Genomic DNA, 26,078 nt, shown 5'->3' on the forward strand with positions numbered 1-26,078 from the left:
CGCGTCCGCCTGCTCGTAAACTTGAGCCTGTGGTAGAGCCCAAGTTCGAGATTCAGATGCTGCACGACCGGGTCATGATCAGGTTGGAGCAGGAGGCCGAGGAGCGGCGTAGCGGCTCCGGGATCGTCATCCCCGCGACGGTCAAGATGGCCAACCGCCTGGCCTGGGGCGAGGTCTGCGGCGTCGGCACGAACGTGCGCTCGGTGAAGGTGGGCGACAAGGTGCTGTTCAACCCGGAGGAGCAGTTCGAGGTCGAGGTGCACGCCAGGGTCTACCTGGTGATGCGCGAACGCGACCTGCACGCGGTGGCCACCCAGGAGACCGACCACGGCACGGGCCTCTACCTGTGATCAGACAGCCATGACCCCGCTATGACGCCGGCTTCGGCGACGGCACTCGGGTGAACGAGAGCCACAGGTCCTGGCGCCACGTGCCGGCGGGCAGTTCGGCGAGCACGCGCGTGACCTGGCCGCCGAGGCCCAGCACCGCCAGCCGGTACGCGCTCCCCTGGGCCGTGACGGCGATGAGGTGGCTCTCGTCCCACCAGCCGAACAACGCCTCCGCCCGCCCGGCCACCCGCTGGACGATCTTGCCCGTCGCGGTGTCCACCAGGCAGACCTGCTCCTCCGGACGCGACGGGCACCAGGTGGCCAGCCGCCTGCCCGACGGCGAGAAGGCGTCCTCGGGGCCGGTGGGCAGCCCGGCGGCGGCGTACGTGCGCACGACGGCCCCGTCGGACGACCGGTGGACGCGCAGGCCGATGCCGTGCCTCGACACGAGGTTGCCGTCGGGGCTCCACCAGAAGCCCGCCTCCCGGCTGAGGCCGGAGAGCCGCACCGTGCGCGCGCTCTTCGTGGTGACGTCCACGATCGTGAAGCCGACCGCCCGCCAGGCGCCGCTCACCTTCTGCTCGACCGTGAGGGCGACCCGCTTGGCGTCGCGCGACCAGGAGACGTAGGAGGCGGTCAGCGGCTTCCTGACGGTGCGGACCCTGGAGGTGCGTCCGGTGGTGCGGTCGGTGACGAGCAGGGTGTCGTAGCCGGACAGGTACGTGCCCGGCACGCCGGCCGCCAGGCGTCCGCCGGGCGCGACCGACACCTCGGACAGCTCCTTCTCCCAGGTGAAGGCGTTGCCGGTGGCCGTTCTCAGGTAGGTGCGCTTGGTGCCGAGGCCGTACGCGGCCAGGCGTACGGGGTCGCCCGCGTTCTCGCGGTACTTCACCCCGCCGGTGCCGGGCAGCGTCAGGTCCGTGCGCGCTGCGGCGGGCACAGCGGCAGGCACGGCGGTGGGTGTCACGATCAGCGCGAGTGCGAGGGCGAGTTCAGCGATCACGCCCGCAGAATAGACAGCCGATCACCCCGAATCCGGCCGTGATAACGACCCGGTCTGGATGCGGGCGGGCGCGGGCGTCAGATGAAACGCTGGGCGATCTCGAGGACGTCGAAGCCGAGCGTACGCAGGCCGAAGTAGACGATCACCCCGGCGGCGGCCAAGGTGACGACGAGCACGATGACGCGCACGGTCCAGCCCTGCCGCTTGTACCACTCCGTCCAGACGTGCAGCGTCCGCTTGCCGAACTCCAGCACCTTGTGCGCCCAGTGGAACTCGGTCGCCAGCACCGCCAGGCCCGCGAACACGACCAGCCATCCCGGCCCGGGGAACGGCACCATGACCAGCCCGCCCACCACCATGACGGTGCCGATCAGGCCGATCACGATCTTCAGGGTGAGCGCGCCCGTGCGGGTGGACCTGACGCCGTCCAGCCACCCCTGGATCCCGGTGCGGCGGCCGGGCATGCCGGACCGATCGGCGGCCTCGTCCTTGAACACGTCGGCATCGCCCATGTCAGAGTCCTGCATCGCCACAATTCCCCCCGCGCGTTGCTGTGCCACCCAGAATACGGCGCGGCCCCCCGTGGCCACTTGCCGACGAGTAGCAAAGCACCAAACCTCGCCCAGAGTAAAACTTCACCCCTGATCAGGCGGCTTCCGGCAAACATCGGTTAATGTCTGTTATGCCCGAGGTTCTGCTCCGCACCGTCACCGGCCCTGTACGCGTGGCCGCCATCGAGGGTGCCGTACTCCCCCATGAACACCTGCGCACCGACATGCGCTGGGCGGTCGGGATCGACTCCGACCCGTACCGCTGGCTCGACGAGGAGGCGGCCGTCACCGGCGAGCTCCGCGAGCTGCGACAGTCGTCCGGGCAGCTCGGGCTCGTGGTCGACCTCACCTGCCTGGGCATGGGCCGCGACGCCGCCGCCCTGGCCCGCATCGCGGCCGGCAGCCGGGTGCCGGTGATCGCCTCGACCGGCCTGTACGCCGAGCCGTTCACGGACGCCGGAGACGCCGACGTGGACACGCTCACCGCCCGGCTGATGGAGGAGATCCTCAGCGGCGTGGACGGGACCGGCGTGTTCCCCGGCGTGATCGGCGAGGTCGGCTGCTGGGGCGCCGAGCCCACGGCCAGGGAGGAGCGCTGCCTGGTCGCCGCCGCCCGTACCTCCCTGCGTACGCGGCTGCCCGTGGCCACGCACGGCAAGAACAGCCTGGCGCTGCTGGAGATCCTGCTCGGCCAGAACCTGCCGGGCTCGCGGGTGGCCGTCGGCTACGCGGGCACCGAGCTGGGCGCGGCCAGGAAGATCGCCGAGGCGGGGGCGTACGTGAGCCTGGGCGTCCTGGGGCTCGGCCCGGACCAGGTGGCCAGGATCGCGCTCGGCCTCATCGAGGACGGCCACGCCGACCGGCTGCTGATCAGCACGGGACTGAGCCGGGTGGCGCAGGTGCACCGCTACGGCGGGCCCGGTTACGGCCACCTGTTCCACGCGCTGCTGCCACGCCTGCGCGCGGCGGGGACGAGCGAGGACGTGATCCGCCTCGTCACCCACGACAACCCGCTCCGCTGGCTGACCGAGGGCCTCGCCTGACCGGGGCCGTCCGCGCCGGTTGACCTCCACCTATGTCAAGGTTGCAGACTTGGGCGCATGACTTTCACTTCAGCGGAGCTGGACTATCTCGCCGGTCAGCCGCTCGCCCGGCTGGCCACCGTCTCGCCCGGCGGGCAGGTGCAGAACAACCCCGTGGGGTTCTTCGTGGACGCCGAGAGCGGCACGATCGTCGTCGGCGGGCATGCGCTGGGCGAGTCCAAGAAGTTCAGGAACATCCAGCGGGGCAGCACGGTCTCCTTGGTGGTGGACGATCTGGCCTCGGTCGATCCCTGGGTCGCGCGGGGCATCGAGATCCGGGGCACGGCGCAGGCCCTGACGGACGCCGAGCCGCCGGTGCCGTACTTCTCGCGGGAGATCATCCGTATCACGCCCAGCAAGATCATTTCTTGGGGACTGGACGGGCCCCGGGAGAGCCGCACGGTGTGAAAGCTCGCTAGGATCGGGGCTGCACGAGCCCGAACGGGCTCGGTCCGGCCTTCATGGGCCTGAGCGGGTGGGGGGATGGCGACCGAGGGCGCGCGAAGCGACGACACAGGTGAGGGCGACCCGCTGAGGGGCGAACCGCACGGCCCGTGGGAGGGTTGCGTGCCGGTGGGTGACGCGCGTGAGCGTGAGCGTCCTCGCGGGCGGCTGGGCGTGCTGTCCCGCCTGCGGTCGCAGGACCCTCAACAGTCGCGGCCGCGGTCACCGGACACTCAGCCATCGCGGCTGCGGTCCAAGGACCTCCAGCCGTCGCGGTTGCAGTCGCAGGACGCTCAGTCGTCACGGTTGCGGTCGTCGCGCGACCCGCTCTCGGGCCCTTCGTTCGCGCGGTTGCGCCGGGTGGGCGACATCCCGGTCGTGATCATGCTGGCGTGGGCCGGGTGGCTGGCCGTTCCGTGGTCGTTCAGCGGTCTCGCCCAGGCTCGCGCCGCCGCGGCGGCGGCCGCCGACGCCGAGCCGCCCCAGCTCCAAGCTCCGGCCGAGTCGTCCCACGAGCCCCCACAGTCCCCCGCCTCACAGTCCTCTGCCTCACAGTCCCCCGCCCTGCAGTCCCCCGCCTCACAGCCTCCCGCGCCGCGGTCTTTCGCCAGGCAGGCGTACCGGCAGGGCGCCACGACGGCGGCCTCCAAGCAGACCGCCGCCTACCCGCGGTCAGCCGCTTCCACACGGGCGGCGTGGGGCATCCCGGCCGCCCAGAGCAACCACGTCGAGACCGTCCGCCCGTCCCACCGCGACGACCTCTGCGGCGACCCGTCCGTGCCGGTCACGAGCCGGCCGGACCCAGAGCCGAGCGCGGCGAGTGCAAGGGACGCCCGGAATGGGGTGGATGCCTGGGGTGGGGCGGATGTCGTGGCGTCGGAGAGGGCGAGGATCGCCGGGGAGGTGCATGACGCTGCGGGGCACGGGCTGGCCGCCATCGCCATGCAGGCCGGGATCGCGCTCGTGACGCTCGACGACGACCCCGAACAGGCCCGCGCCTCGTTGCGGGCGATCAGGGAGACCAGCACGACGGCGCTGGCCCAACTCCGGGCGGCGCTCGACGGGATCGACCCGCCGGGCGCGGACCTGGCCGGGCTCATCGACGGGGTACGCGCGGCGGGCCTGCCCGTCGACCTCGAACCGCCCCACCTCACCGTCCCCGCCCACCTCCAGGACACCGTCTACCGGGTGGTGCGCGAGTCGCTCACCAACGTCCTGCGGCACGCGGGCCCGACCAGGGCTCTCGTGCGCGCGACCGGGGTACCAGGGGAGTTCGTGCTGGAGGTGGCCGACCGGGGCGCGGGACGGGCTGGGCCGGACGCCGAGGGGCGCGGGCTGGCCGGGATGCGCGCCCGGGTGACCGAGTCCGGTGGCCGGTTCGCGGCCGGGCCCCGTCCGGGCGGCGGCTTCCAGGTGGTGGCCCGCTTCCCCCGCCCGACGGCATGATCACGGCCGGGACCCGGGAGACGGCCTGGGCACGGGTGCTGGGTGAGCGTGCGGTCAAGGGGTGCTGGGTGAGGGGTGCTGGGTGAGCGGTGCGGGCGCGGGGGGCGGTGAGGTGATCAGGGTCGCGGTGGCGGACGATCAGGCCGTCGTGCGCATGGGGTTGCGGACGTTGCTGGAGCGGGAACCCGGCATGGAGTGCGTCGGGGAGGCGGGCGACGGGCGGGAGGCCCTCGCGCTGATCGGCCGTACCCGGCCCGACGTGCTGCTGCTCGACATCCGCATGCCCGGCATGGACGGGCTCGCCACCCTCCGGGCCGTCGCCGGAGACCCCGAGCTGAGGAGCACGCGGATCGTCGTGGTGACGACGTTCGCCGTCGACGAGTACGTCTTCGCCGCCCTCCAGGCCGGAGCCAGCGGTTTCGTGCTCAAGGACAGCGCCCCCGACGAGCTGGTCAACGCCGTCAGGGTGGTGGCGGCCGGTGAGGCGCTGCTGTCACCCGCCATCACCAGGAAGGTGATCGGCCTGTTCGGACGACACGGCGCCGAGCCGGTCGAGGGGATCGAGACGCTGACCCCGCGCGAACGGGAGCTGGTGGCGTGGGTGGCCACCGGGCGCTCGAACGAGGAGATCGCCGGAGAGCTGACGATCAGCCCCGAGACCGTACGCACCCATGTCAGCCGGGCCATGGTGAAACTGCACGCCCGCGACCGGGCCCAGTTGGTGGTGTTCGCAATGCGGGCGGGCCTGACCCTCCCGGCCTCCTGATGGCGCCGCCGCGCTTCCCCGACAGCGCCGCCCGCCGAGGTGGCTAGCGCAGGAAGCCCTCGTAGTTGCGCTGCTGGAGCTGGGCCTCGATCTGCTTGACGGTCTCCAGCCCGACCCCCACCATGATCAGTACGCTCGTCCCGCCGAACGGGAAGTTCTGCTGCGTGCCGGGATCCCGCAGGATCGCGAACGCCACCAGCGGCAGCAGCGCCAGCACCCCCAGGTAGAGCGCCCCTGGAGCGGTGAGCCGGGACAACACGTACGCCAGGTACTCGGCCGTCGGACGTCCTGGCCGGATGCCGGGCACGAACCCGCCGAACCTGCGCATGTTGTCCGCCACCTCCACCGGGTTGAAGGTGATCGACACGTAGAAGTACGCGAACCCGGCGATGAGCAGCACGTACACGGTCATGTACAGCGGATGGGCCCCCGACGTGAGGTTGAGCTCCACCCAGGTCCGCGCCTCGTCCCCGAGCAGGGGGGCGGCCAGCGTCGGCAGGTACAGCAGGGACGAGGTGAAGATGACCGGCACGATGCCCGCCTGGTTGACCTTGAGCGGGATGTAGGTGTTGCTCCCCCCGTACATGCGCCGCCCCACCATCCGCTTGGCGTACTGCACCGGCACCCGCCGCTGCGCCTGCTCCACGAACACCACGGCCGCCACCAGGAACAGCCCGGACGTGATCATCACCACGAAGCTCATCGGGCTCAGCACGAAGATCCTCGACATGTACCCCGGGAAGATGGCCACGACCTGCGTGAACATCAGCAGCGACATGCCATTCCCGATCCCCCGGTCGGTGATCAGCTCACCCAGCCACATGACCGCGCAGGCCCCCGCCACCATGGTCAGCACGATCACGGTCACCGACAGCAGCCCGTCGTCGCGCAGCAGCGGCTGGGCGCAGCCGGGCAGGAGCTGCCCGGAGCGGGCGAGCGCGACGACCGTACCGGCGTTCAGGAGGGCGAGGCCGACGGTCAGGTAGCGGGTGTACTGCGTGATCTTGGCCTGGCCGCGTTGCCCCTCCTTCCTGAGCACGTCGAGCCGGGGCACCACGACGGCCGAGAGCTGCATGATGATGCTGGCCGTGATGTACGGCATCACGCCGAGCGCGAACACCGACAGTTGCAGCATCGCTCCCCCGCTGAGCATCTGCATCATGTCGAACACGCCACCCTTGGCCGCGCCCACGCACGCGCGTACCGCCACCACGTCCACGCCCGGCGCGGGCAGGATCTGTCCCAGCCGGAACAGCCCGATGACGGCAAGGGTGAACAGCAGTTTCCTACGCAGCTCCGGCACTCGGAACGCCCTGGTCAACACGGTCAGCATGAGCATGAAGTCTGGTGCGGGCGGGCGCCGGGGTCGTCCGCAGACAGGAGGCACCGGTGTACGCAGATCCGCGTACGGCTACGTTGAGCGCATGAGTGCGGTGTGGGTGATCAGCGGGCCGCCGGGCGCGGGCAAGTCCACGGTCGCGGCCGAGCTGCTCGCCCGTCTGTCCCCCGTCCCGGCCCTGCTCGACAAGGACACCGTGTACGGCGCCTTCGTGGCCGAGCTGCTGCGGGCCCACGGGCGCCCGGACGGCGAACGCGAGGGCCCCTGGTACGACGAGCACGTCAAGCGGCACGAGTACGCGGGCCTGACGACGCTCGCCCGGCAGATCCGCGAGCGTGGTTGCCCGGTGGCGCTGGACGGGCCGTTCACCACGCAGGTGCACGACGCCGCACGGTGGGCCCGGTGGGTGGATGAGCTGGGCGGTCCGCCGGTGCGGCTGCTCTGGGTGCGCTCCGACGGCCCGACCTTGCGCGAGCGCCTGGTGGCCAGGGGGTTCGGGAGGGACGCGGGCAAGCTGGCGGCGTTCGCGGACTATCTGAGGAACATCCGGGTGGACGAGCCGCCCGTCGTACCGCACCTGGAGATCGACAACCGGCGGGACGCGTCACCGGTCGGGCGGCAGCTCACGGCGGCGGGCATCCCACCGCCGTCACGCCCTGCCGCCGGTTGACGCGGCTTTGTCAGGTGACCTGGTAGCACTCGTCCCGCACGTCCATGATCGCCATGTGGCCCGGCAGGTGGCCGATCGCGAACTCGACGCCGCTGGCCAGCACCGCCGCCTGCGGCGTCACCCCGCAGGCCCAGAACAGCGGCACCTCGCCCTCCCGCACCTCCACCGGGTCGCCGTAGTCGGGTCTGGCCAGGTCGCGGATGCCGATGGCGGACGGGTCACCGGTGTGCACGGGCGCGCCGTGCACCATCGGGTAACGCCCGCTCACCTCGACGGCCCGCTCCACCAGGTCGCCGGGGACCGGCCGCATCGACACCACCAGCGGGCCCGACAGGCTGCCGGTCGACTCGCAGGGGATGTCGGTGACGTACATGGGGACGTTCCGGCCCGTCTCCAGGTGCCGCACCGGCACCCCGGCCGCGAGCAGCGCCCGCTCGAAGGTGAAGCTGCAACCGATGAGGAACGGCACCAGGTCCGCACGCCACTCCGCCACCACCTCGTCGAGGTCGGCGGCGGCCCGGCCGTCGCGGTAGAGGCGGTAGCCGGGCAGGTCCGTCCGCAGGTCACCGGAGAACAACCGGGTGGACCACGCCCCGGGCTCGCCCACGTCGAGCACCGGGCACGCCTGCGGGTTGCGGTGGGCGAACAGCAGCAGCTCGTATCTCAGCCGCTTGGGCACGGCGATGAGATTGGCCTGCGTCCAGCCCCGGCACCAACCGGCGGTGGGCACCCGCTCGCCGGCGCGGAAGCGTTCGCGCGCCTGTGCGGGGCTCAGATCGGCGACATCCACACGTTCGACATTAGGAGTGCGGCGTTCACCGGTCCACCATCTGGACAGCGGGTCTCACCGATCGCCCTGACTTTCGGCCTCCCCGGCAGCCTCGGCGTGGCACTCCAGGAGGCGTCCGAGGTGGGACCGTCTTTCGCGCGGCGCCCCTGAGGTGATTTGACATCCGACCACACGTCAACCTACGTTGACTCTAGTCGCGTCAATCAAAGTTGACGCTTCCTCGTTGGGGGATGTGATTTCGTGGACGCGTTGTCCGTCGCGGTGGCGGCGAACCTGCCGGTGATCCTCTGGGGCTCGCCCGGGACCGGGAAGACGTCGGCCGTACTCGCGCTCGGGGAGCGGCTCGGGCTGCCGGTGGAGGCCGTGGTCGGCTCGATCAGGGAGCCGAGCGACTTCGCGGGGCTGCCGGTGCTGCGGGAGGGCCGGACGTGGTTCGCGCCGCCGCGCTGGGCCGAACGGCTGGCGTCGTCGGGGACGGGCATCCTGTTCCTGGACGAGCTGACCACCGCGCCGCCCGCCGTACAGGCCGCGATGCTGCGGGTGGTGCTGGAACGGGCGGTCGGGGACCTGGTGCTGCCTGCGTCCGTACGGATCGTGGCGGCGGCGAACCCGCCCGAACAGGCGGCCGACGGGTGGGACCTGTCGGCGCCCCTGGCCAACCGGCTCATCCACCTGGACTGGAAGGTGAGCGCCGCCTCGGTGGCGGAGGGCTTCACCACGGGGTTCACCGCGCCCTCCCTGGCAGGCTGGGACCCCGCGGCGATCGCGGCCGTCACCGGTGGTGGCGATGGCCGGGGTGATGGCCGGGGTGCGTGCGGTGACAGCCGTGCCGGTGGTGGTGGGCGCGGTGGCACGGGGGCCGAGGGGCGGGCTCGGGCGCTGGTCGGGGCGTTCTTGCGGGTGCGGCCCGAACTGGTGCTCGCGGTGCCGGACGGGCCCGCCCGCGCCTGGCCGAGCCCCCGCACGTGGGAACTCGCGGCCAAGGCCCTGGCCCGCACCTCGGACCCGGCTCTCGCCCCCGGCGCGTACGGGGCGGTGGGAGCCGACGGGGAGCGGGTACGGGCCGAGCTGGTGGTCGGGGCGGTCGGGGAGGCGGCGGGGTTCGAGCTGCTGTCCTGGCTGCGCGACCTCGACCTGCCCGACCCCGAGACGTTGCTCGCCGACCCCACCGCCCCGCTGCCCGACCGCGTGGACCGGGTGCACGCGGTGCTGGGCTCGGTCGTGGCGTACGTGACGGCCGACGGGAGCGCGGACACCTGGCAGCGTGCCTGGACCCTGATCGGCCGGGTGGCCGGGCGCACCCCGGACGTGGCGGCCGGGGCGGCCCGTTCCCTCGCCGCCCGCCGCCCGCACGGCGCCGCTCTCCCCACGACGGTGCTGGACCTGGCCCCGATCCTCCGCGCCGCCGGGCTGATGCCATGAACCGGGCAAGCGACGAGTGGGCAGCCGGTGAGCGCGCGCCCGTCGAGCGGGCAGCCGTCGAGCGGGCAGCCGTCGAGCGGTTCGCCGGGGCGCGGTTGTGGGCCGCCACGCGGGCGCCGTACCTCGCCTCGGCGCTCTTCGCACTCAACCCGCTGCCCCACGACGGCGCGCCGTCCCGTCCCTCGGCCGACGAGCACTGGAACGTGCACCTCGACCCGGCCGCCACCGCCGCCACACCCGTGCCCGAACTCGGCTGGTGGCTGCTGCACCAGGTGGGACACCTCCTCAGGGACCACCACGCCCGCGCCGAGCCGTACCGGGAACCGGACCCGGCCCTTCGCTGGGCCCGGGCCGCCGACGCCGAGATCAACGACGACCTCGGCGAGGACGCCCCCGGCGACGCGATCTCACCCGAGACCCTGGGCCTGCCGGACGGCCTGCTCGCCGAGCAGTACGCGGAGCTGCTCGACCTCATCGACGTCCCGCCCCACCTGACGCCCTGCGCCCGCCCTCCGTTCACCGGGCCGGGCGCGATGACGGCGCTGGAGCGCGAACTCCTGGCCAGAGCCGTGGCCGCCGAGATCGAGGCCCGTGGTACGGCCCCGGGCGGCTGGCGGCGCTGGGCCGAGGACACGCTGCGTCCCGAGGTGGACTGGCGGGCCCGGCTGGCGCGGCTGGTCCGCCGGGGTCTGGCCCAGGCGGCGGGCCGGGTGGACTACAGCCACTCGCGCCCGTCCAGGAGGGCCGCCGCCGTGCCGGACCTCGTCCTGCCCGCCCTCGTACGGCCCCTCCCCCGGATCACCGTCCTGGTCGACACCTCGGGCAGCGTCGGGCGTACCGCGCTGGAGCAGGCCCTCGGCGAGCTGGACGGCGTACTGCGGGCGACCGGGCACCGCCGGATCGACGTGATCTGCTGCGACACCGCGGCGTACCCGCCCCAGCGCGTACGCCGGGCGGCCGAGGCCGAATTGGTCGGCGGCGGCGGCACGGACCTCCGCCCCGGCTTCACCGCCGCCGAAACCGGCTCCCGCCCCGGAACTCGGGCCCGATCTGGAGCCCGGGTCCGATCCGAAGCCCGATCCGGAACCCGGGCCCGATCCGGCACCCGACCTGGGACCCCGGCCGGGACCCCCGCCGACCTGCTGATCGTGTTCACCGACGGTGACACGCCGTGGCCTGAGCGGCGGCCCCGTCCGCGCGTGGTCGTCGGCCTGTTCGGGGACCGTCATCCGGCGCCGCCCTGGGCGGAGACGGTCCGCATCCCCAAGAGATCCCCGTGAGATCCCCATCAGACCCCAGAGAAATCCCTGACGAGACCCCCGACGGCCGCACCGGAAGGAGCGGCGGCATGACGGAATGGGACGGCGACCTTCCCCACGGGTTCACCCAGGGTGAGGTGCGGCGGTGGCGGGCGGCCGGGTTCGGGCCCGGGGAGGCGGCGGACTGGCGCGCGGCCGGTGTGACCGCCCCCGCCGACGCCCGTCTGTGGCGCACCGCCTCCGCCACCCCCGCGACGGTGATCGCCTGGCAGCGGGCCGGCATGACGCCGAAGGAGGCCGTACGCTGGCACGAGCTGGGCGTGGCGGCCCACGACGCCGCCCGCAGGCACCTGGCGGGCGAACGTCCACGCCGCGTCTCGTGGCTGGCCCGGCTGGCCGCGCCGGAGCCCGGGGAACACTGCGACGCCACGGTGGCGGCGACCCTGCGCCGGCTGTTGCGTGCCGACGTGCCCGCCGACGTGGCCCGCGCGTACGCCGACGCGGGCTGGGACGGCGCGGAGGCCGAGCAGTGGGCCCGGCGGCGCGTGGACCAGGGCGACGCGCGGGTCTTCCTGGCCCTGGGCTTCACTCCCGCCGAGGCGGCCCGGATCGGCCTGCCCGCGGTGGAGGTCATGGCCGCCTGGTGGGCCGCCGTGCCCCTGGCGGAGGTGGCGGCCTGGTGCTGCGCGGGGCTCTCGCCCGAGGAGGCGGCCGGTCAGCGGGCCGCGGGCGTCACGGCGGAGCAGGCAGGCGTGCTGCGCGCCCTGTCGGCCGCGGACCCCGGCTCATGACCTCACGGGATCCTCCGCTGCCCATCAGTCACGGGATCCCCGGTGAGCACGGTCGACTCAGTATTCGACCTCGAACGTGTGCGGCCCCAGCACGTACCCGTCGCCCCTGGGCACCACGTACCCGTGCCCGACCAGCGTGGCCAGGCTCCAGCGCACTTCCTCCTCGGTCAGCCCGCACGCCCGTACCAGGCCGTCGAAGTAGGCGCCGCCGGTCTCGACGCACTGGGCCGCCACGGCCTCGTACACGTGGATGTCCACGTCCGACAGGGCCTGGACGTCGTGTCGTTCGGTCATGATCGCTGCCTCGCCCCCTCCCTCAGCCGGAGGGGATCGACCTCCCGTGCGGGGTGGCGCCGGAGATATTCCGCCTCGAGTTCGCCGGTACGCTGCGTGTGCACGGCCAGCGCGTCGTCGGACCCGTGGAAAAAGGTGTCGCTCCGGGTGAGGTGCAGTTGGCGCACCTCGCGTACCAGGTCAGCGTCGCTGAGCTGGGCCGGATCTATTCCCATCGCCGTCATGCGCTCCCCCTACCCTAGGAAGCCCCGGACAAATATCTGTCACATTTCCTGACATATAGGCATTGTTTGCAAGAGATCGTCGCCTTACCTTCCCGTTATGGACCTCGAGCTCAGGCACCTCAGGATCGTCCGCGCGGTCGCGGACGCGGGAAGTGTGAGCAAGGCCGCGTCCCTGCTCGGGCTGGCACAACCGGCCCTGACCGCACAGCTCAAGCGCATCGAGAGGGTGCTCGGCGGCGCCCTGTTCGAGCGCGACCGCCACGGCGCCAGGCCCACCCGCCTCGGCGAACTCGTGCTCGCCAGGGCACGGGTGCTCCTCCCCGCGGCCAAGGAGCTGCAGGAGGAAGCCGTACGCTTCGCTCACGCCCCCTCCCCCGGCTTCCGCATCGGCGCCACCAACGGGCCGATACTCGGCGGCCTGGTCGACCGGCTCGCCGCGGAGCGGACGGTCAACACGTACACGTCCTGGTCGACGCACGAGCTGAACAGCATGGTCGAGCTCGGTCGCCTCGACTACGTGCTGACCGGCGCCTGCGGCGACTCCGGCACCCCCACGGGCACTCTCCTGTGGGAGACGATCAGCCTCGACCCCGTCTTCTGCCTGGTCGCGGAGGACCACCCGGTCGCCGGCGAGAAGGAGGTGGAGCTGGCCGACCTGGCCGACGAGCAGTGGGCGGTGACACCGGGCGACGGCTGTTTCGCCGACTGCTTCGCGATGGCGTGCGCGCGGGCCGGGTTCACGCCCGGCACGATCTACGAGACCGACGTGCCGACCTGCACCCACCTCGCGCAGGTCGGCCGGGCCGTCGTGCTCTGCCAGGCCACCCACCAGGCCGCGCAGGGGCTGGTCATGGTCCCGCTCGTGGGCGCGCCGCTGCGCTGGCGGCAGCTCCTCGGCCGCCATCCCACCGCCCCCGAAGCCGCATGGGTGGTGGCGCAGGCCAAACACGCCCACATGGACGCCGTACGCCGCAGCCAGATCTACTACGACTGGCTGGTACGTAACCCGGGTTACGGCACCGCTCCATAACACAGTGATAGGGGCAAAGTAATACTCCTCCCCGCGCGGGCCCGCCGTTACCGTGACGGCACCCCCAGCAGCGAGGAGACAACCATGCTCCGGACTCCGGCGCTGATCGCGATCGCGGTCGGCGCGTTAGTCATGACGGCGACCCCCGCCGTCGCGACCGCGAAACCGCCCTCCGGCGTGGTCGACGCCCTGCAGCGCGACCTCGGCATCACGAAGGAGCAGGCGCTCGCCCGCCTGGCCAACGAGGCCCGCGGCAACGCCGCCGCACCCGGTCTGGGCAAGAGGCTCGGCGACCGCTATGCCGGCACCTGGTACGAAGGCGCCGAGAGCGCGCTGGTCGTGGCCAGCGTCGACCCCGCGGACACGGCCGAGATCACCCGTGCCGGCGCCCGCGCGCGTGTCGTGTCCCGTTCCCTCGCCCAGCTCACCGAGGTCAAGGAGGGCCTGGACCGGACCGCCCCGCCGGCCTCCGTGCACTCCTGGGCCGTCTCACCGCGTGACAACGCGGTCGTCGTCCTGGCGAGCGACGAGCGGGCGGCCCGCTCCTGGGTCGCGGCCAGCGGCATGGACGCCGCCGCCGTCACGTATGAGGGGTCCGCCGAGCGCCCGCGCCTGTTCTACGACATCCGTGGCGGGGACGCGTACTACACCTCGGACGGCTACCGCTGCTCGGTCGGGTTCGCCGCCCGGCGCGGCACCCAGCTCGGCTTCACCACCGCCGGCCACTGCGGCGCGACCGGCATCACCACGACCGGCTACAACCGGGTGTCGCAGGGGACGTTCCAGATCTCGTCGTTCCCCGGCAACGACTACGCGTGGGTGGCCACGAACGCCGACTGGACCGCGCCCGGCGTGGTGAACGGCTACAGCGCCGGCATCCTGCCCGTACGCGGCTCGGCCGTCACCCAGCCCCAGGGCTCGATCTGCCGCTCGGGCTCCACCACCCAGTGGCACTGCGGCACCGTCCAGGCGCTCAACTCCACCGTCAACTACCCCGAGGGCACGGTGTCGGGCCTGACGCGGACGAACGTGTGCGCGGAGGGCGGCGACTCGGGCGGCTCGTTCATCTCGGGTGACCAGGCCCAGGGCATGACCTCGGGCGGGTCGGGCAACTGCTCGGCGGGCGGGACGACGTACTTCCAGCCCATCGGCGAGTTGCTCTCGGTGGGCGGCCTGACGCTGGTCACGGCCGGTGGCACGGAGCCGCCGCCGACCGGCTGCCAGGGGTACGAGGAGACCTACGGCGGTTCGCTGACCTCGAACCAGAGCGTCTACCAGCCGAACGGGTCGTACTACCAGGCCACGGTGTCCGGCACGCACGCGGCCTGCCTCGACGGGCCCGCCGGCGTGGACTTCGACGTCTACCTGCAGAAGTGGAACGGCTCGACCTGGACCGTGGTGGCCAGAGGCGACAGCCCGAACCCCGACGAGACCATCAGCTACAGCGGCACGGCCGGGTACTACCGGTATCACGTGCACGCCTACAGCGGATCGGGCTCGTACACGCTGGGCGTGAACCGCCCGTAGAAAGCCAGAAGGGGCGGCGAGCGCGGGCATCCCCTCCCCGGGAGCCGACGGCCGAAGCGGACACCCGCAGCGGACACCCGCAGCGAACATCCGAAGCGGACGGGGTCTCCGGCGGAGCACCCCCACCCACACTCGCCGCCCCTTCTCCCCCGGGATCGGGGGCCGGAGGGGCTCGTGGGCGCTGTGGGGCGTTCGTCGTGGCATCGGCCGTCAGCCTAGAACCTCCCATTGCCGGGAGCGGGGACAGCCGTGAGGCGCAGCCGGGTGTCCTCTCCCCTGGCGGGGGCAGCTTGCGCCGCGAGAGCCGTTCCGCCAAGGGGGATGACCATGATGTCGCCGGGGAAGAGGAAGCCGGATCTGGTGAGCTTCATGTTCGCCGAGCAGCCGGACGGAAGCTACGTGACCTCGCTGCGCGGCCAGGCGGTGCTCCAGGAGCCGCTGCTGAACAAGGGCACGGCGTTCTCCGCCGAGGAGCGGGCGGAGCTGGGCCTGGAGGGCCTGCTGCCGCCGGTGGTGGAGACGCTGGAGGAGCAGGCCCGCCGGATCTACGCGCAGTACCGGGCCCAGCCGAGCGACCTGCTCAAGAACGTCTACCTGGCGGCGCTCCGGGACCGCAACGAGGTGCTGTACTACCGGCTGCTGAGCGACCACCTGCGCGAGATGCTGCCGATCGTGTACGACCCCACCGTCGCCCAGGCGATCAAGCTCTACAGCCACGAGTACCGCCGCCCCCGGGGCGTGTACCTGTCCATCGACGACCCGGACGGCATCGAGCGGGCGTTCACCGACATGCGACTGGGCCCGGACGACGTCGACCTGATCGTGGCCTCCGACGCCGAGGAGATCCTGGGCATCGGCGACTGGGGCGTGGGCGGCGGCGCCGGCATCGCGACCGGCAAGCTGGCCGTCTACACGGCCGCCGCGGGCATCGACCCCGCCCGGGTCATCCCGGTCGCGCTCGATGTGGGCACCGACAACGAGGCGCTGCTGACCGAGCCGGCCTACGTCGGCAACCGCCACTCCCGGATCCGCGGCAAGCGGTACGACGACTTCATCGACGCCTACGTCAGCACGGCGACCCGGATGTTCCCCGGCGCCCTGCTGCACTGGGAGGACTTCGGCCCGTCGAACGCCCGCCGCATCCTGGACAGGTACACCGGCCGGATCTGCACCTTCAACGACGACATGCAGGGCACCGGCGCGATCGTGCTGGCCGCCCTGCTCAGCGCCGTCAAGGTGTCCGGAACCCCGATGCGCGAGCAGCGGATCGTCGTCTTCGGCGCGGGCACGGCCGGCACCGGCATCGCCGACCAGCTACGCGACGCGATGGTCCGCGACGGCCTGGACCGCGACACCGCCACCAGGCGGATCTGGCCGATCGACAAGCAGGGCCTGCTCACCAACGATATGAGCGGGCTGCGTGACTTCCAGCAGCCGTACGCCCGCCCGCGCGACGAGGTCTCCGGCTGGGCCCGGGACGGGCAGAGCATCTCGCTGGCCGAGGTCGTTCGGCGGGTCAAGCCGACCATGCTGCTGGGCACCTCCACCGTGCACGGCGCGTTCACGGAGGAGATCGTGCGGGCGATGGCGGCGGGCGTGGACCGGCCGATCATCTTCCCGATCTCCAACCCGACCGAGCGCATCGAGGCGATGCCCGCCGACCTGATCCGGTGGAGCGGCGGGCGGGCCCTGATCGCCACCGGCATCCCGATCGACCCGATCACCCACGACGGCGTCACCTACGTCATCGCCCAGGCCAACAACGCCCTGCTGTATCCCGGGCTGGGGCTGGGCACGGTGGTCGCCAGGGCCCGGCAGGTCAGCCCCGGCATGCTCCAGGCCGCCGCCGAGGCGGTCGCGGGCCTGGTCGACGTCTCGGCCCCGGGGGCGTCCCTGCTGCCCCAGGTCGACAACCTGCGCGAGGTCTCGGCCACCGTCGCCGTCGCCGTCGCCGACCGGGCCGCCGAGGAGCACCTGGCCCGCGTCGACCTGCGCGACACGGTGCAGCAGGTCCAGGACACGATGTGGCAGCCCGTCTACCGCCGCGTCCACGGGAACGGGCAGTGAGCGCGCCGCGGGTCCGCGACGTGCCGATCGGGCTGCGGGCCACCGGCACCCGGACGGAGAGCGACTCGCTGGGCACGGTGGACGTACCTGCCGGGCACTACTGGGGCGCGCAGACCCAGCGGTCGCTGATCCACTTCGACATCGGCGACGATCGCATGCCCAAGGCCGTCTACCACGCCTACGGCTACATCAAGAAGGCCGCCGCGATCGTCAACGCCCGCGCCGGCCGCCTGCCCCGGTGGCAGGCCGACCTGATCTGCCGGGTCGCCGACGAGGTCATCCGCGGCGAGCTGGACAGCGAGTTCCCGCTGTACGTGTGGCAGACCGGCTCCGGCACCCAGTCGAACATGAACGTCAACGAGGTGATCTCCAACCGGGCGATCCAGCTCGTCGGCGGGAAGCTGGGCAGCAAGGACCCCATCCACCCGAACGACCAGGTGAACATGGGCCAGTCGTCCAACGACACCTTCGTCACCGCCATGCACCTGGCCGCCGCCGAGGCCGTCGACGACCACGTGCTGCCCGCCGCGACGCGGCTGCGCGAGGCCGCCGAGGCCAAGAGCCGGCAGTGGGCGCACGAGGTCAAGATCGGGCGTACCCATCTGGAGGACGCCACGCCGCTGACCGTCGGCCAGGAGTGGTCGGGCTACGCGGCGCAGCTCGGCGACGCCATCGACCATCTCGAACGCACCCGCAAGGGGCTCTACCGGCTGGCCGTCGGCGGCACCGCGGTCGGCACCGGGCTGAACGCGCCGCCGGGGTTCGGCAAGGAGGTGGCCGGGCAGCTCGCCGAGCTCACCGGGCGGCCCTTCACCAGCGCGCCGAACAAGTTCGCCGCCCAGGCGTCCTGCGACCACCTCGTACGGGTCTCGGCGGCGCTGCGCACCCTGGCCGTGCCGCTGTTCAAGTTCGCCAACGATGTGCGCTGGCTCGGCTCGGGGCCGCGTACCGGGCTGCACGAGCTGATCCTGCCGGCCAACGAGCCCGGTTCGTCGATCATGCCGGGCAAGGTCAACCCGACCCAGGCCGAGGCCCTGCTCATGGTCGCCGTCCAGGTGTGCGGCAACGACACGGCCGTCTCGATGGCCGGCGCCGAGGGCAACTTCGAGCTGAACGCCTTCCGCCCGGTCATCATCAAGAACGTCCTGCACTCGGCGCGCATCCTGGCCGACATGATGGACCACTTCCGCGAGTTCCTCGTCGAGGGGGCCCGGCTCGACACGGACCGGCTGCACCACAACGTCGACCACTCGATCATGATGGTGACCGCGCTCAGCCCCGTCGTCGGCTACGACCGGGCCGCCCGCATCGCCCACCACGCGCTGGACCACGGCCTCCCGCTCAAGGCCGCCGCACTCCAGTGCGGCATCACGGAGGACCTCTACGACCGGATCGTCAAACCGGAAAACCTCACCAAGCCCGGGGTGCCCTCCCCGGACGGCCACCGCCGGCCCTGACCGCCGCGCCCTGCCGCCGTGGTGGCCGACGGGAAGGGGTGTCAGGCGGGAAGGGGTGTCAGGCGGGCACGTGGGCCGGCTCCGGCTCGTCGGCCAGGTACGGCGGGGCCGGCTCGTACTGGATCGACCGGCGTACCAGGCGGGCGTGGTCGCGGCCGTGGAGGCGCCCGACGAGCCACAACGCCATGTCGATCCCCGCGGACACGCCCTGGCTGGACACCAGGTTGCCGTCCGCCACGTAACGGGCGTCGCGCACGACGGTGAGGTCGCCGAGCCGCTCCAGCTCGTCCTCCAGGGCCCGTTCCGTGGCCACCCGGCGACCGCATGACACCCCCGCGGCGCGCATCAGGAACGCTCCGGTGCACACGCTCGTGACCCACTCGACGCTCGCGGCCGTGCTCCTGATCCACTCCATGATCGCGAGGTTGCGCATGCTCCTGCACCCCGTCGAAGACCAGGATCCCGTAAGTGGTCATCGTGCTTCCTCTCTGTTGAGCACACGGTTCTTCTCGCGTACGACGTCGTCGGCCGGGGCGGTCCGCGCGTCGGCGACCAGGCCGGCGACCACGAGCGCGCCCCCGGCGAGATCCAGCCACGTCACCCGCTCCCTCAGCACGAGCACCGCGCCGAGCATCCCGAACACCGGGATCAGCGTGAGGTAGGTGGCCGCGCGCGCCACCGGCATCCGCGTGAGCGCGGTGAGGTAGAGCCAGAACGGCAGCGCGTAGTTGAGGATGCCGGCCCCGGCGGCCAGCAGCAGCCCGCCGGGCGTGGCCGAGGGCCACAGCGGCGGACCGGCCAGTACGGACTGGCAGACGATCACGAACCCCAGCGCCCACACCTGCTGGGTGAGCGCGGCGGGCAGCGGCGCCACGGTCGCGACCTGCCTGGCGGCCACCACGACGTAGAGCGCGGCGGCGGCGACGCTCGCGACGGCCCGCTCCTAAACTCAATGACATGGAGGCGTTATCCGGAAAAACCGCAACATGGCATTTTGATCATGAAAAGGTGGTTATTCAGTTCAATTCCCGGTGGCGTACGCACAGGCTGCTGAAGGTGCTCGCCCGTTGCGAGGTCCCCGTGGCGGCCATCGAGGCGGTGGAGTTCGCGGCCGCCGGGAAGAAGGGCTGGCGGTTGCGGTTGCGGCTGCGCGAACGGGCCGACCCGTACGCCGCCGTCGGGGCACTGCTCGCCGAGGGAGGGCAGCCGTTCCTGCTGACCGGCGGACCCGAGACGGAGCTGGTCGCCGAGTACCAGGCCGACCAGCTCAGGCTCGCCGCGGAGACCGCGCGCCCGGATGACGGCCTGCGCCCTGCGGAGGAGTACGCCCTCGGGCTCGTCCCGCCCGTGCCGCTGTCCATCCGGACGTCGGAGGGCACGGCGATGTTCGACGGCGAGACGGTCCGGCTGGAGTGGTCCGACGAGGCCGGGTCCCGCAAGGCCACCAGGCGCCGGATGGCGTACGCGCTGCGGGACATCCGGCGGGTCGACTGGTTCCCCCAGAGATCGTCGGGCGAGGGCCACCTGCGGATCGTGACCCGCGACGAGGACCCGGACGCCAAGCCCACCAAACCGAGCAAGGACTTCGCCTGCCTGCTCACCGAGGACAGCGCCAAGCAGGACGCCTGGACACTGGTGATGGCCGCGACCGTGACCGCGCACCTGTGGGCGAAGGCAGACCGGGAAACCGGGCGCGCGCAGCTCACCGCCGCCCAGGACACCGACTCCCCGACCGTCTACGACAGCATCAGGGAGCTGGGACGCCTGCACACCGAGGGCCTGCTCACCGACGAGGAGTTCGCGTCGAAGAAGGCGGAGCTCCTCGACCGCCTGTGAGCCGCCGGGCGGAGCGTGCCGCGACGGCTCCCCCGGCCCTGCCCGACGCGAACGACGACACCGCCCGCCTCCTCCGGTCGGGAGCCTCGTTCCGGAGGAAGGGGCGGCGGGTCGCGCTGGAGGTGTCGCTAGCCCTTGACCTCGCGCAGGCGGCCGGTTTCGACCTCGTAGACGAAGCCGCGCACGGCGTCGCGGTGCGGGATGAACGGATCGGCCTTGATCCGGGCCACCGACTGGAGCACGTCCTCCTCCAGGTCGGTGAACGCCTCGGCGGACCAGTCGGGCTTGATGCCGACCTCGGCGCGGATGCTCTCCTTGAAGGCGTCGTCGGTGAAGGTCAGCATGCCGCAGTCGGTGTGGTGGATGAGAATGATCTCCCGGGTGCCCAGCAGCCGCTGGCTGATGGCCAGGCTGCGGCGCTCGTCGGCGGTGACGACCCCGCCGGCGTTGCGGATGACGTGCGCGTCGCCCTCGCTGAGCCCCAGCAGGGCGTAGATGTTGAGGCGGGCGTCCATGCAGGCGAGCACGGCCAGACCTCTGGCGGGCGGCAGCGGCAGGTGCCCCTTGCGGAAGGAGGCGGCGTAGCGCTCGGCGTTGGCCAGCAGTTCGTCGGTGACGCTCATCGGATCTCCTCGGTCACATGGTGGACCCTTCAACCATTACCGATAATTCCTACATAATCAATAGGTTTATTGGCTCAGGCTGCCGCGCCCACCCTCTCCGCTATTTCCGGCCTCGATGCCGCCGGTTGGTCGGCGCACAGCCTATCGGCGACCCCAGCCGCCTGACCTGCCTTGATAGACATTGCCTTTCAGCCAATCGAAGAATTCGATTGGACGCGTGCATCGGCGATACCCGATGGTGCAAGTGTGCCCTCTGATCGAAAGGCTGGTAATGACGCCGTCTTCGTCGCAGTCTCTTGAAGCTTCGTCGCAGTCTCTTGAAGATCGAGTACGCTCGGCCGTCGCGCGGCACCGCAACGACCGGGGTGCTCTGCTCCCGATCCTGCACACGCTCATGGAGGATCTGGGGCACATCGATCCTGAGGCGATCCCCATCCTCGCCGACGAGCTGAATCTGTCAAGAGCCGACGTGCACGGCGTCGTCACCTTCTACCACGACTTCCGGCAGAGCGCTCCTGGCCGTACGACGATCCGGATCTGCCGGGCGGAGGCGTGTCAGGCCGTGGGCGCGGCCGGGCTGGTCGACCGGGCGAAAGACCGGCTCGGCGTCGGCCTCGGGGAGACCACGCCGGACGGGGCGGTCACCCTGGAGCAGGTCTTCTGCCTGGGCAACTGCGCGACCGGCCCGTCCGTACAGGTCGGCGACCGGCTGTACGGCAGGGTCGGGCCGCAGGAGCTCGACCGTCTCCTGGAGGTCTCCGCGTGAGCGAGGTCCACCGCGAACCAGACACCGGTGCCTCCGTCGGCGGGCCGGTGACGGTCTACGTCCCGTGCGACTCCGCCGCCCGTTCCGTGGGGGCCGACCAGGTCGCCGAACGGATCGCCGAGGCGGCCGGCCCCCGGGCCCGGGTCGTGCGCAACGGTTCGCGCGGCATGCTGTGGCTCGAACCCCTGGTCGAGGTGGCGACACCGGCCGGCCGGGTGGCGTACGGGCCGGTGACTCCCCACGACGTCGACGACCTGCTCGACGCGGGGCTCCTGGACGGCGCCGCGCACCCCCTGTGTCTCGGCCCGACCGAGGAGATCGCCTGGCTGCGCGACCAGACGCGGGTGACGTTCGCGCGGGTCGGCGTGATCGACCCCGTCTCCCTCGACGACTACGCCGCCCACGGCGGGCTCGCCGGGCTGCGCCGCGCGCTGTCCCTCACCCCCGAGCAGGTGGTCGCCGAGGTGACCGACTCCGGGCTGCGCGGCCGTGGCGGCGCCGGCTTCCCCGCGGGCATCAAGTGGAAGACCGTGCTCGGCGCCGAGTCGGAGCTGAAGTTCGTCTGCTGCAACGCCGACGAGGGCGACAGCGGCACCTTCGCCGACCGGATGCTGATGGAGGGCGACCCGTTCACGCTCATCGAGGGCATGACGATCGCCGCCTGGGCGGTCGGGGCGAGCGAGGGCTACGTCTACATCCGCTCCGAGTACCCCGACGCCGTGGCCGCGATGCGGACGGCGATCGACGTCGCCTACGCGCGGGGCTGGCTCGGCAAGCGGGTCCTCGACCACGACTTCAGCTTCGACCTGTTCGTCCGGGTCGGCGGCGGGGCGTACATCTGCGGTGAAGAGACCTCCATGCTGGAGAGCCTGGAGGGCAAACGGGGCATGGTACGCGCCAAGCCGCCGATCCCGGCCCTGGAGGGCCTGTTCGGCAAGCCCACCGTGGTCAACAACGTGCTGACCCTGGGCTCGGTCCCGATGATCCTGGCCGACGGCGCGCAGGCGTTCGCCGACCTCGGGACGGGCCGCTCGCGCGGCACCCAGGTCTTCCAGCTCGGCGGCAACGTCGCCCGCGGCGGCATCGTGGAGACCGCGTTCGGCATCACCCTCGGCGAGCTGGTGGAGGGCTACGGCGGCGGCACCCGCTCGGGCCGGCCGGTGCGGGCCGTACAGGTCGGCGGGCCGCTCGGCGCCTACCTGCCGACGTCCAGGTTCGAGCTGCCCATGGACTACGAGGCGTTCGCCGCGGCGGGCGCGATGGTGGGTCACGGCGGCGTGGTGGTGTTCGACGACACCGTGGACATGGCGGGGCAGGCCAGGTTCGCCATGGAGTTCTGTGCCGCCGAGTCGTGCGGCAAGTGCACGCCGTGCCGGATCGGCGCGGTGCGCGGGGTCGAGGTCATCGACAGGATCGTCGCGGGCGAGAACCGCGGCGCCAACCTGAAGCTGCTCAACGACCTGTGCCATCTGATGACCGAGGGCTCGCTCTGCGCGATGGGCGGCCTGACCCCCATGCCGGTGCAGAGCGCACTCACCCACTTCCCCGGCGACTTCGGAGCGACGACGGAGGAACGGCAATGAGCCTCATCAAAGAGCATGACTACGGCACTCCGGCCCGCTCGGGCGAGGCGACCGTGTCCGTGGAGATCGACGGCAAGACGGTGCAGGTCCCGGAGGGGACCTCGGTGATGCGCGCCGCCGCCGAGTGCGGCATCGACATCCCGAAGCTGTGCGCCACCGACAGTCTGGAACCCTTCGGCTCGTGCCGGCTGTGCCTGGTCGACATCGACGGCCGCAGGGGCTCCCCGGCGTCCTGCACCACCCCGGTGGCCGACGGGATGAAGGTCCGCACCCAGACGCCCGAGCTGGCCGAGCTGCGCCGCGGCGTCATGGAGCTGTACATCTCCGACCACCCGCTGGACTGCCTGACCTGTCCCGCCAACGGCGGCTGCGAGCTGCAGGACATGTCCGGCGTGGTCGGCCTGCGGGAGGTCCGCTACGGCTTCGACGGCGAGAACCACCTCGACCTGCCGACCGACAGCACCAACCCCTACTTCGACTTCGACGCGAGCAAGTGCATCGCCTGCTCGCGCTGCGTGCGCGCCTGCGGTGAGGTGCAGGGCACCTTCGCGCTGACGATCGAGGGGCGCGGGTTCGAGTCGAAGGTGGCCGCGGGCGCGGGCGGCACGTTCATGGAGTCCGACTGCGTCTCCTGCGGCGCCTGTGTGCAGGCGTGCCCGACGTCCACGCTGCAGGAGCGGTCCGTGGTCGAGCTGGGCATGCCGAACCGCAGCGTGCTCACCACCTGCGCGTACTGCGGCGTGGGCTGCTCGTTCAAGGCCGAGCTGCGGGGTGACGAGGTCGTCCGGATGGTGCCGTACAAGGACGGCAAGGCCAACGAGGGGCACTCCTGCGTCAAGGGCCGTTTCGCCTTCGGCTACGCCTCGCACCCCGACCGGCAGCTCAAGCCGATGCTGCGCGAGCGGATCACCGACCCGTGGCGCGAGGTCGAGTGGGAGGAGGCCATCGGCTACGTCGGCAGCCGCATGCTGGAGATCCAGGCCAGGTACGGCGCCGGCGCGATCGGCGGCATCAGCTCCTCCCGGTGCACCAACGAGGAGGTCTACGTCGTCCAGAAGATGGTGCGCGCCGCCTTCGGCAACAACAACGTGGACACCTGCGCCCGCGTCTGCCACTCCCCGACCGGCTACGGCCTCAAGCAGACGTACGGCACGTCGGCCGGCACCCAGGACTTCAAGTCGGTCGACAAGGCCGACGTCATCCTGGTCATCGGGGCCAACCCGACCGACGCCCACCCGGTGTTCGGCTCGCGGATCAAGCGCCGGCTGCGCCAGGGCGCCAAGCTCATCGTGGCCGACCCGCGCCGGATCGACCTGGTGCGCTCCCCGCACATCCAGGCCGAGCACCACCTGCAGATCCAGCCCGGCTCCAACGTGGCGCTGATCAACGCCATGGGCCACGTAGTGGTGACCGAGGGCCTGGTCGACCGGGAGTTCGTGGAAGAGCGCTGCGAGGACTTCACCGAGTGGGAGCGGTTCATCTCCGCCCCCGAGCACAGCCCCGAGGCGGTCGAGTCGATCACCGGCGTCCCCGCCGCCGACCTGCGCGCCGCGACCCGCCTGTACGCGGGCGCGCACAACTCCACCATCATGTACGGCCTCGGAGTCACCGAGCACAGCCAGGGCTCGACCATGGTCATGGGCATGGCCAACCTCGCCATGGCCACCGGCAACATCGGCCGCGAGGGCGTCGGGGTGAACCCGCTGCGCGGGCAGAACAACGTACAGGGCTCGTGCGACATGGGCTCCTTCCCGCACGAGCTGCCCGGCTACCGGCACGTCTCCGACGACGTGGTCCGCGGCACCTTCGAGACGCTGTGGGGCCGGGTGCTGCACTCCGAGCCGGGCCTGCGCATCCCCAACATGTTCGACGCCGCGATCGACGGCACGTTCATGGGGCTGTTCGTGCACGGTGAGGACATCGTCCAGTCCGACCCGAACACCAAGCACGTCACCGCCGCCCTGTCGGCGATGGACCTGGTGGTCGTCCAGGACCTGTTCCTCAACGAGACCTCCAAGTACGCGCACGTCTTCCTGCCGGGCACCTCGTTCCTGGAGAAGAACGGCACGTTCACCAACGCCGAGCGCCGCATCAACCGGGTCCGCCCGGTGATGGCCCCGAAGACCGGCAAGCACGAGTGGGAGATCGTCTGCGAGATCGCGCAGGCGATGGGCTACCCGATGAAGTACGACGACTCCGCGCAGATCATGGACGAGGTCGCGATGACCACGCCCAGCTTCGCCGGGGTGTCGTTCGCCAAGCTCGACGAGGTCGGCAGCGTCCAGTGGCCGTGCAACGACGCGGCGCCCGAGGGCACCCCGATCATGCACATCGACGGGTTCGTCCGCGGCAAGGGCCGGTTCGTGCTGACCGACTACGTCCCGACCCAGGAACGCAGCACCCGCAAGTTCCCGCTGATCCTGACGACCGGGCGCATCCTGTCGCAGTACAACGTGGGCGCGCAGACCCGGCGTACCGGGAACACCGCCTGGCACCCTGAGGACCTGCTGGAGATGCACCCGCACGACGCCGAGGTGCGCGGCATCCGCGACGGCGACACCGTGGCGCTGGCCAGCCGGGTCGGCGAGACCAGCCTCCGGGTCAAGATCGCCGAGCGGATGCCGGTCGGGGTGGTCTACACGACCTTCCACCACCCGGTGACCGGCGCCAACGTGGTGACCACCGAGAACTCCGACTGGGCGACCAACTGCCCCGAATACAAGGTGACCGCGGTGCAGGTCTCGCTGCCGCACCCGGCTCCCGCACAGGTGAAGTGATC

25 protein-coding genes and 1 pseudogene are annotated in these 26,078 nt (G+C 71.8%); 17 read left to right on the forward strand and 9 right to left on the reverse strand.

Annotated features, from left to right (window positions below):
* The first annotated feature begins 29 nt into the window (after positions 1-29).
* The gene (locus tag ABD844_RS31660) at positions 30-350 is read left to right on the forward strand and encodes a GroES family chaperonin (protein WP_344886374.1); all 321 of its coding nucleotides are present in this window, start codon (positions 30-32) and stop codon (positions 348-350) included.
* Between the two features lie 19 nt (positions 351-369).
* On the opposite strand, the gene ABD844_RS31665 is transcribed toward ABD844_RS31660, so the two are convergent.
* Both ABD844_RS31665 and ABD844_RS31670 read right to left on the reverse strand, forming a co-directional pair.
* Entirely contained in the window at positions 370-1,332 is a 963-nt protein-coding gene (locus ABD844_RS31665; protein WP_344886375.1) for a hypothetical protein, read from the reverse strand.
* A gap of 77 nt (positions 1,333-1,409) precedes the next feature.
* Positions 1,410-1,844: a TIGR02611 family protein gene (locus ABD844_RS31670; RefSeq protein WP_344886376.1), complete on the reverse strand. Its 435-nt coding sequence runs from the start codon at positions 1,842-1,844 to the stop codon at positions 1,410-1,412.
* Positions 1,845-2,014: 170 nt separating this feature from the next.
* Between ABD844_RS31670 and ABD844_RS31675 the strand changes: the two genes are divergently transcribed.
* The 4 genes from ABD844_RS31675 (at position 2,015) to ABD844_RS31690 (ending at position 5,621) form a co-directional block, all read left to right on the forward strand.
* A complete protein-coding gene (locus ABD844_RS31675) occupies positions 2,015-2,926 on the forward strand; it encodes a phosphotriesterase family protein (protein WP_344886377.1) in 912 nt (303 codons plus the stop codon).
* Positions 2,927-2,983: 57 nt separating this feature from the next.
* The gene (locus tag ABD844_RS31680) at positions 2,984-3,373 is read left to right on the forward strand and encodes a PPOX class F420-dependent oxidoreductase (protein WP_344886378.1); all 390 of its coding nucleotides are present in this window, start codon (positions 2,984-2,986) and stop codon (positions 3,371-3,373) included.
* A gap of 159 nt (positions 3,374-3,532) precedes the next feature.
* Positions 3,533-4,855 (forward strand): sensor histidine kinase, encoded by a 1,323-nt coding sequence (locus ABD844_RS31685; RefSeq protein ID WP_344886379.1) that lies wholly within the window; start codon positions 3,533-3,535, stop codon positions 4,853-4,855.
* An 82-nt stretch (positions 4,856-4,937) separates the two neighbouring features.
* Positions 4,938-5,621: a response regulator gene (locus ABD844_RS31690; RefSeq protein ID WP_344886380.1), complete on the forward strand. Its 684-nt coding sequence runs from the start codon at positions 4,938-4,940 to the stop codon at positions 5,619-5,621.
* A gap of 43 nt (positions 5,622-5,664) precedes the next feature.
* On the opposite strand, the gene secY is transcribed toward ABD844_RS31690, so the two are convergent.
* Positions 5,665-6,954, reverse strand: a complete 1,290-nt coding sequence (gene secY / locus ABD844_RS31695; RefSeq protein WP_344886381.1) for a preprotein translocase subunit SecY — start codon at positions 6,952-6,954, stop codon at positions 5,665-5,667.
* A 91-nt stretch (positions 6,955-7,045) separates the two neighbouring features.
* On the opposite strand from secY, the gene ABD844_RS31700 reads away from it, so the two are divergent.
* Positions 7,046-7,630: a P-loop nucleotide/nucleoside kinase family protein gene (locus tag ABD844_RS31700; protein WP_344886382.1), complete on the forward strand. Its 585-nt coding sequence runs from the start codon at positions 7,046-7,048 to the stop codon at positions 7,628-7,630.
* Positions 7,631-7,640: 10 nt separating this feature from the next.
* Here the strand turns inward: ABD844_RS31700 and ABD844_RS31705 are convergent, their stop codons facing one another.
* Positions 7,641-8,420: a putative hydro-lyase gene (locus ABD844_RS31705; protein WP_344886383.1), complete on the reverse strand. Its 780-nt coding sequence runs from the start codon at positions 8,418-8,420 to the stop codon at positions 7,641-7,643.
* Between the two features lie 240 nt (positions 8,421-8,660).
* Between ABD844_RS31705 and ABD844_RS31710 the strand changes: the two genes are divergently transcribed.
* The 3 genes from ABD844_RS31710 to ABD844_RS31720 all read left to right on the forward strand — a co-directional run bounded on the left by ABD844_RS31710 (position 8,661) and on the right by ABD844_RS31720 (position 11,892).
* The gene (locus tag ABD844_RS31710; RefSeq protein WP_344886384.1) at positions 8,661-9,842 is read left to right on the forward strand and encodes an AAA family ATPase; all 1,182 of its coding nucleotides are present in this window, start codon (positions 8,661-8,663) and stop codon (positions 9,840-9,842) included.
* Positions 9,839-11,122, forward strand: a complete 1,284-nt coding sequence (locus ABD844_RS31715) for a vWA domain-containing protein (protein ID WP_344886385.1) — start codon at positions 9,839-9,841, stop codon at positions 11,120-11,122. Before ABD844_RS31710 ends, ABD844_RS31715 begins: the two co-directional genes overlap by 4 nt.
* 68 nt (positions 11,123-11,190) lie before the next feature.
* Positions 11,191-11,892, forward strand: a complete 702-nt coding sequence (locus ABD844_RS31720; protein WP_344886386.1) for a hypothetical protein — start codon at positions 11,191-11,193, stop codon at positions 11,890-11,892.
* A gap of 57 nt (positions 11,893-11,949) precedes the next feature.
* On the opposite strand, the gene ABD844_RS31725 is transcribed toward ABD844_RS31720, so the two are convergent.
* Positions 11,950-12,186, reverse strand: coding sequence for a hypothetical protein (locus ABD844_RS31725; protein WP_344886387.1), 237 nt, complete (start codon positions 12,184-12,186; stop codon positions 11,950-11,952).
* Complete coding sequence (locus ABD844_RS31730; RefSeq protein WP_344886388.1) at positions 12,183-12,410, reverse strand: DUF6158 family protein; 228 nt, start codon at positions 12,408-12,410, stop codon at positions 12,183-12,185. Before ABD844_RS31730 ends, ABD844_RS31725 begins: the two co-directional genes overlap by 4 nt.
* Positions 12,411-12,507: 97 nt before the next feature.
* On the opposite strand from ABD844_RS31730, the gene ABD844_RS31735 reads away from it, so the two are divergent.
* The 4 genes from ABD844_RS31735 (at position 12,508) to ABD844_RS31750 (ending at position 18,491) form a co-directional block, all read left to right on the forward strand.
* Positions 12,508-13,440, forward strand: a complete 933-nt coding sequence (locus ABD844_RS31735; protein WP_344886389.1) for a LysR family transcriptional regulator — start codon at positions 12,508-12,510, stop codon at positions 13,438-13,440.
* A gap of 84 nt (positions 13,441-13,524) precedes the next feature.
* Positions 13,525-14,967 carry a S1 family peptidase gene (locus tag ABD844_RS31740; protein WP_344886390.1) on the forward strand — a complete coding sequence of 481 codons (1,443 nt, stop codon included), beginning with the start codon at positions 13,525-13,527 and terminating at the stop codon, positions 14,965-14,967.
* Between the two features lie 369 nt (positions 14,968-15,336).
* Positions 15,337-17,034: an NAD-dependent malic enzyme gene (locus ABD844_RS31745; protein ID WP_344886421.1), complete on the forward strand. Its 1,698-nt coding sequence runs from the start codon at positions 15,337-15,339 to the stop codon at positions 17,032-17,034.
* The gene (locus ABD844_RS31750; RefSeq protein ID WP_344886391.1) at positions 17,031-18,491 is read left to right on the forward strand and encodes a class II fumarate hydratase; all 1,461 of its coding nucleotides are present in this window, start codon (positions 17,031-17,033) and stop codon (positions 18,489-18,491) included. Before ABD844_RS31745 ends, ABD844_RS31750 begins: the two co-directional genes overlap by 4 nt.
* Before the next feature lie 58 nt (positions 18,492-18,549).
* Here the strand turns inward: ABD844_RS31750 and ABD844_RS31755 are convergent, their stop codons facing one another.
* Both ABD844_RS31755 and ABD844_RS31760 read right to left on the reverse strand, forming a co-directional pair.
* Positions 18,550-18,924: a DJ-1/PfpI family protein gene (locus tag ABD844_RS31755; protein WP_344886392.1), complete on the reverse strand. Its 375-nt coding sequence runs from the start codon at positions 18,922-18,924 to the stop codon at positions 18,550-18,552.
* Positions 18,925-18,963: 39 nt separating this feature from the next.
* Positions 18,964-19,416 (reverse strand): annotated as a pseudogene (locus ABD844_RS31760) (DMT family transporter); the annotation flags it as partial.
* 32 nt (positions 19,417-19,448) lie between these two features.
* On the opposite strand from ABD844_RS31760, the gene ABD844_RS31765 reads away from it, so the two are divergent.
* Positions 19,449-20,327 carry a DUF4429 domain-containing protein gene (locus tag ABD844_RS31765; RefSeq protein ID WP_344886393.1) on the forward strand — a complete coding sequence of 293 codons (879 nt, stop codon included), beginning with the start codon at positions 19,449-19,451 and terminating at the stop codon, positions 20,325-20,327.
* A gap of 128 nt (positions 20,328-20,455) precedes the next feature.
* Here ABD844_RS31765 and ABD844_RS31770 read toward each other — a convergent pair whose 3' ends face one another.
* A complete protein-coding gene (locus ABD844_RS31770) occupies positions 20,456-20,950 on the reverse strand; it encodes a beta-class carbonic anhydrase (RefSeq protein ID WP_344886394.1) in 495 nt (164 codons plus the stop codon).
* A gap of 271 nt (positions 20,951-21,221) precedes the next feature.
* On the opposite strand from ABD844_RS31770, the gene ABD844_RS31775 reads away from it, so the two are divergent.
* From ABD844_RS31775 to fdhF, 3 genes are read left to right on the forward strand one after another with little or no spacing between them, the layout of a single operon-like run.
* Positions 21,222-21,716, forward strand: a complete 495-nt coding sequence (locus tag ABD844_RS31775; protein ID WP_344886395.1) for a formate dehydrogenase subunit gamma — start codon at positions 21,222-21,224, stop codon at positions 21,714-21,716.
* Positions 21,713-23,299 (forward strand): formate dehydrogenase beta subunit, encoded by a 1,587-nt coding sequence (locus tag ABD844_RS31780; RefSeq protein ID WP_344886396.1) that lies wholly within the window; start codon positions 21,713-21,715, stop codon positions 23,297-23,299. The genes ABD844_RS31775 and ABD844_RS31780 overlap by 4 nt, the downstream gene beginning before the upstream one ends.
* The gene (gene fdhF, locus ABD844_RS31785) at positions 23,296-26,076 is read left to right on the forward strand and encodes a formate dehydrogenase subunit alpha (RefSeq protein WP_344886397.1); all 2,781 of its coding nucleotides are present in this window, start codon (positions 23,296-23,298) and stop codon (positions 26,074-26,076) included. Before ABD844_RS31780 ends, fdhF begins: the two co-directional genes overlap by 4 nt.
* Positions 26,077-26,078 lie beyond the last annotated feature (2 nt).

This window comes from Nonomuraea antimicrobica (genome assembly GCF_039536965.1).
GTDB classification, from domain to species: Bacteria; Actinomycetota; Actinomycetes; order Streptosporangiales; family Streptosporangiaceae; genus Nonomuraea; species Nonomuraea antimicrobica.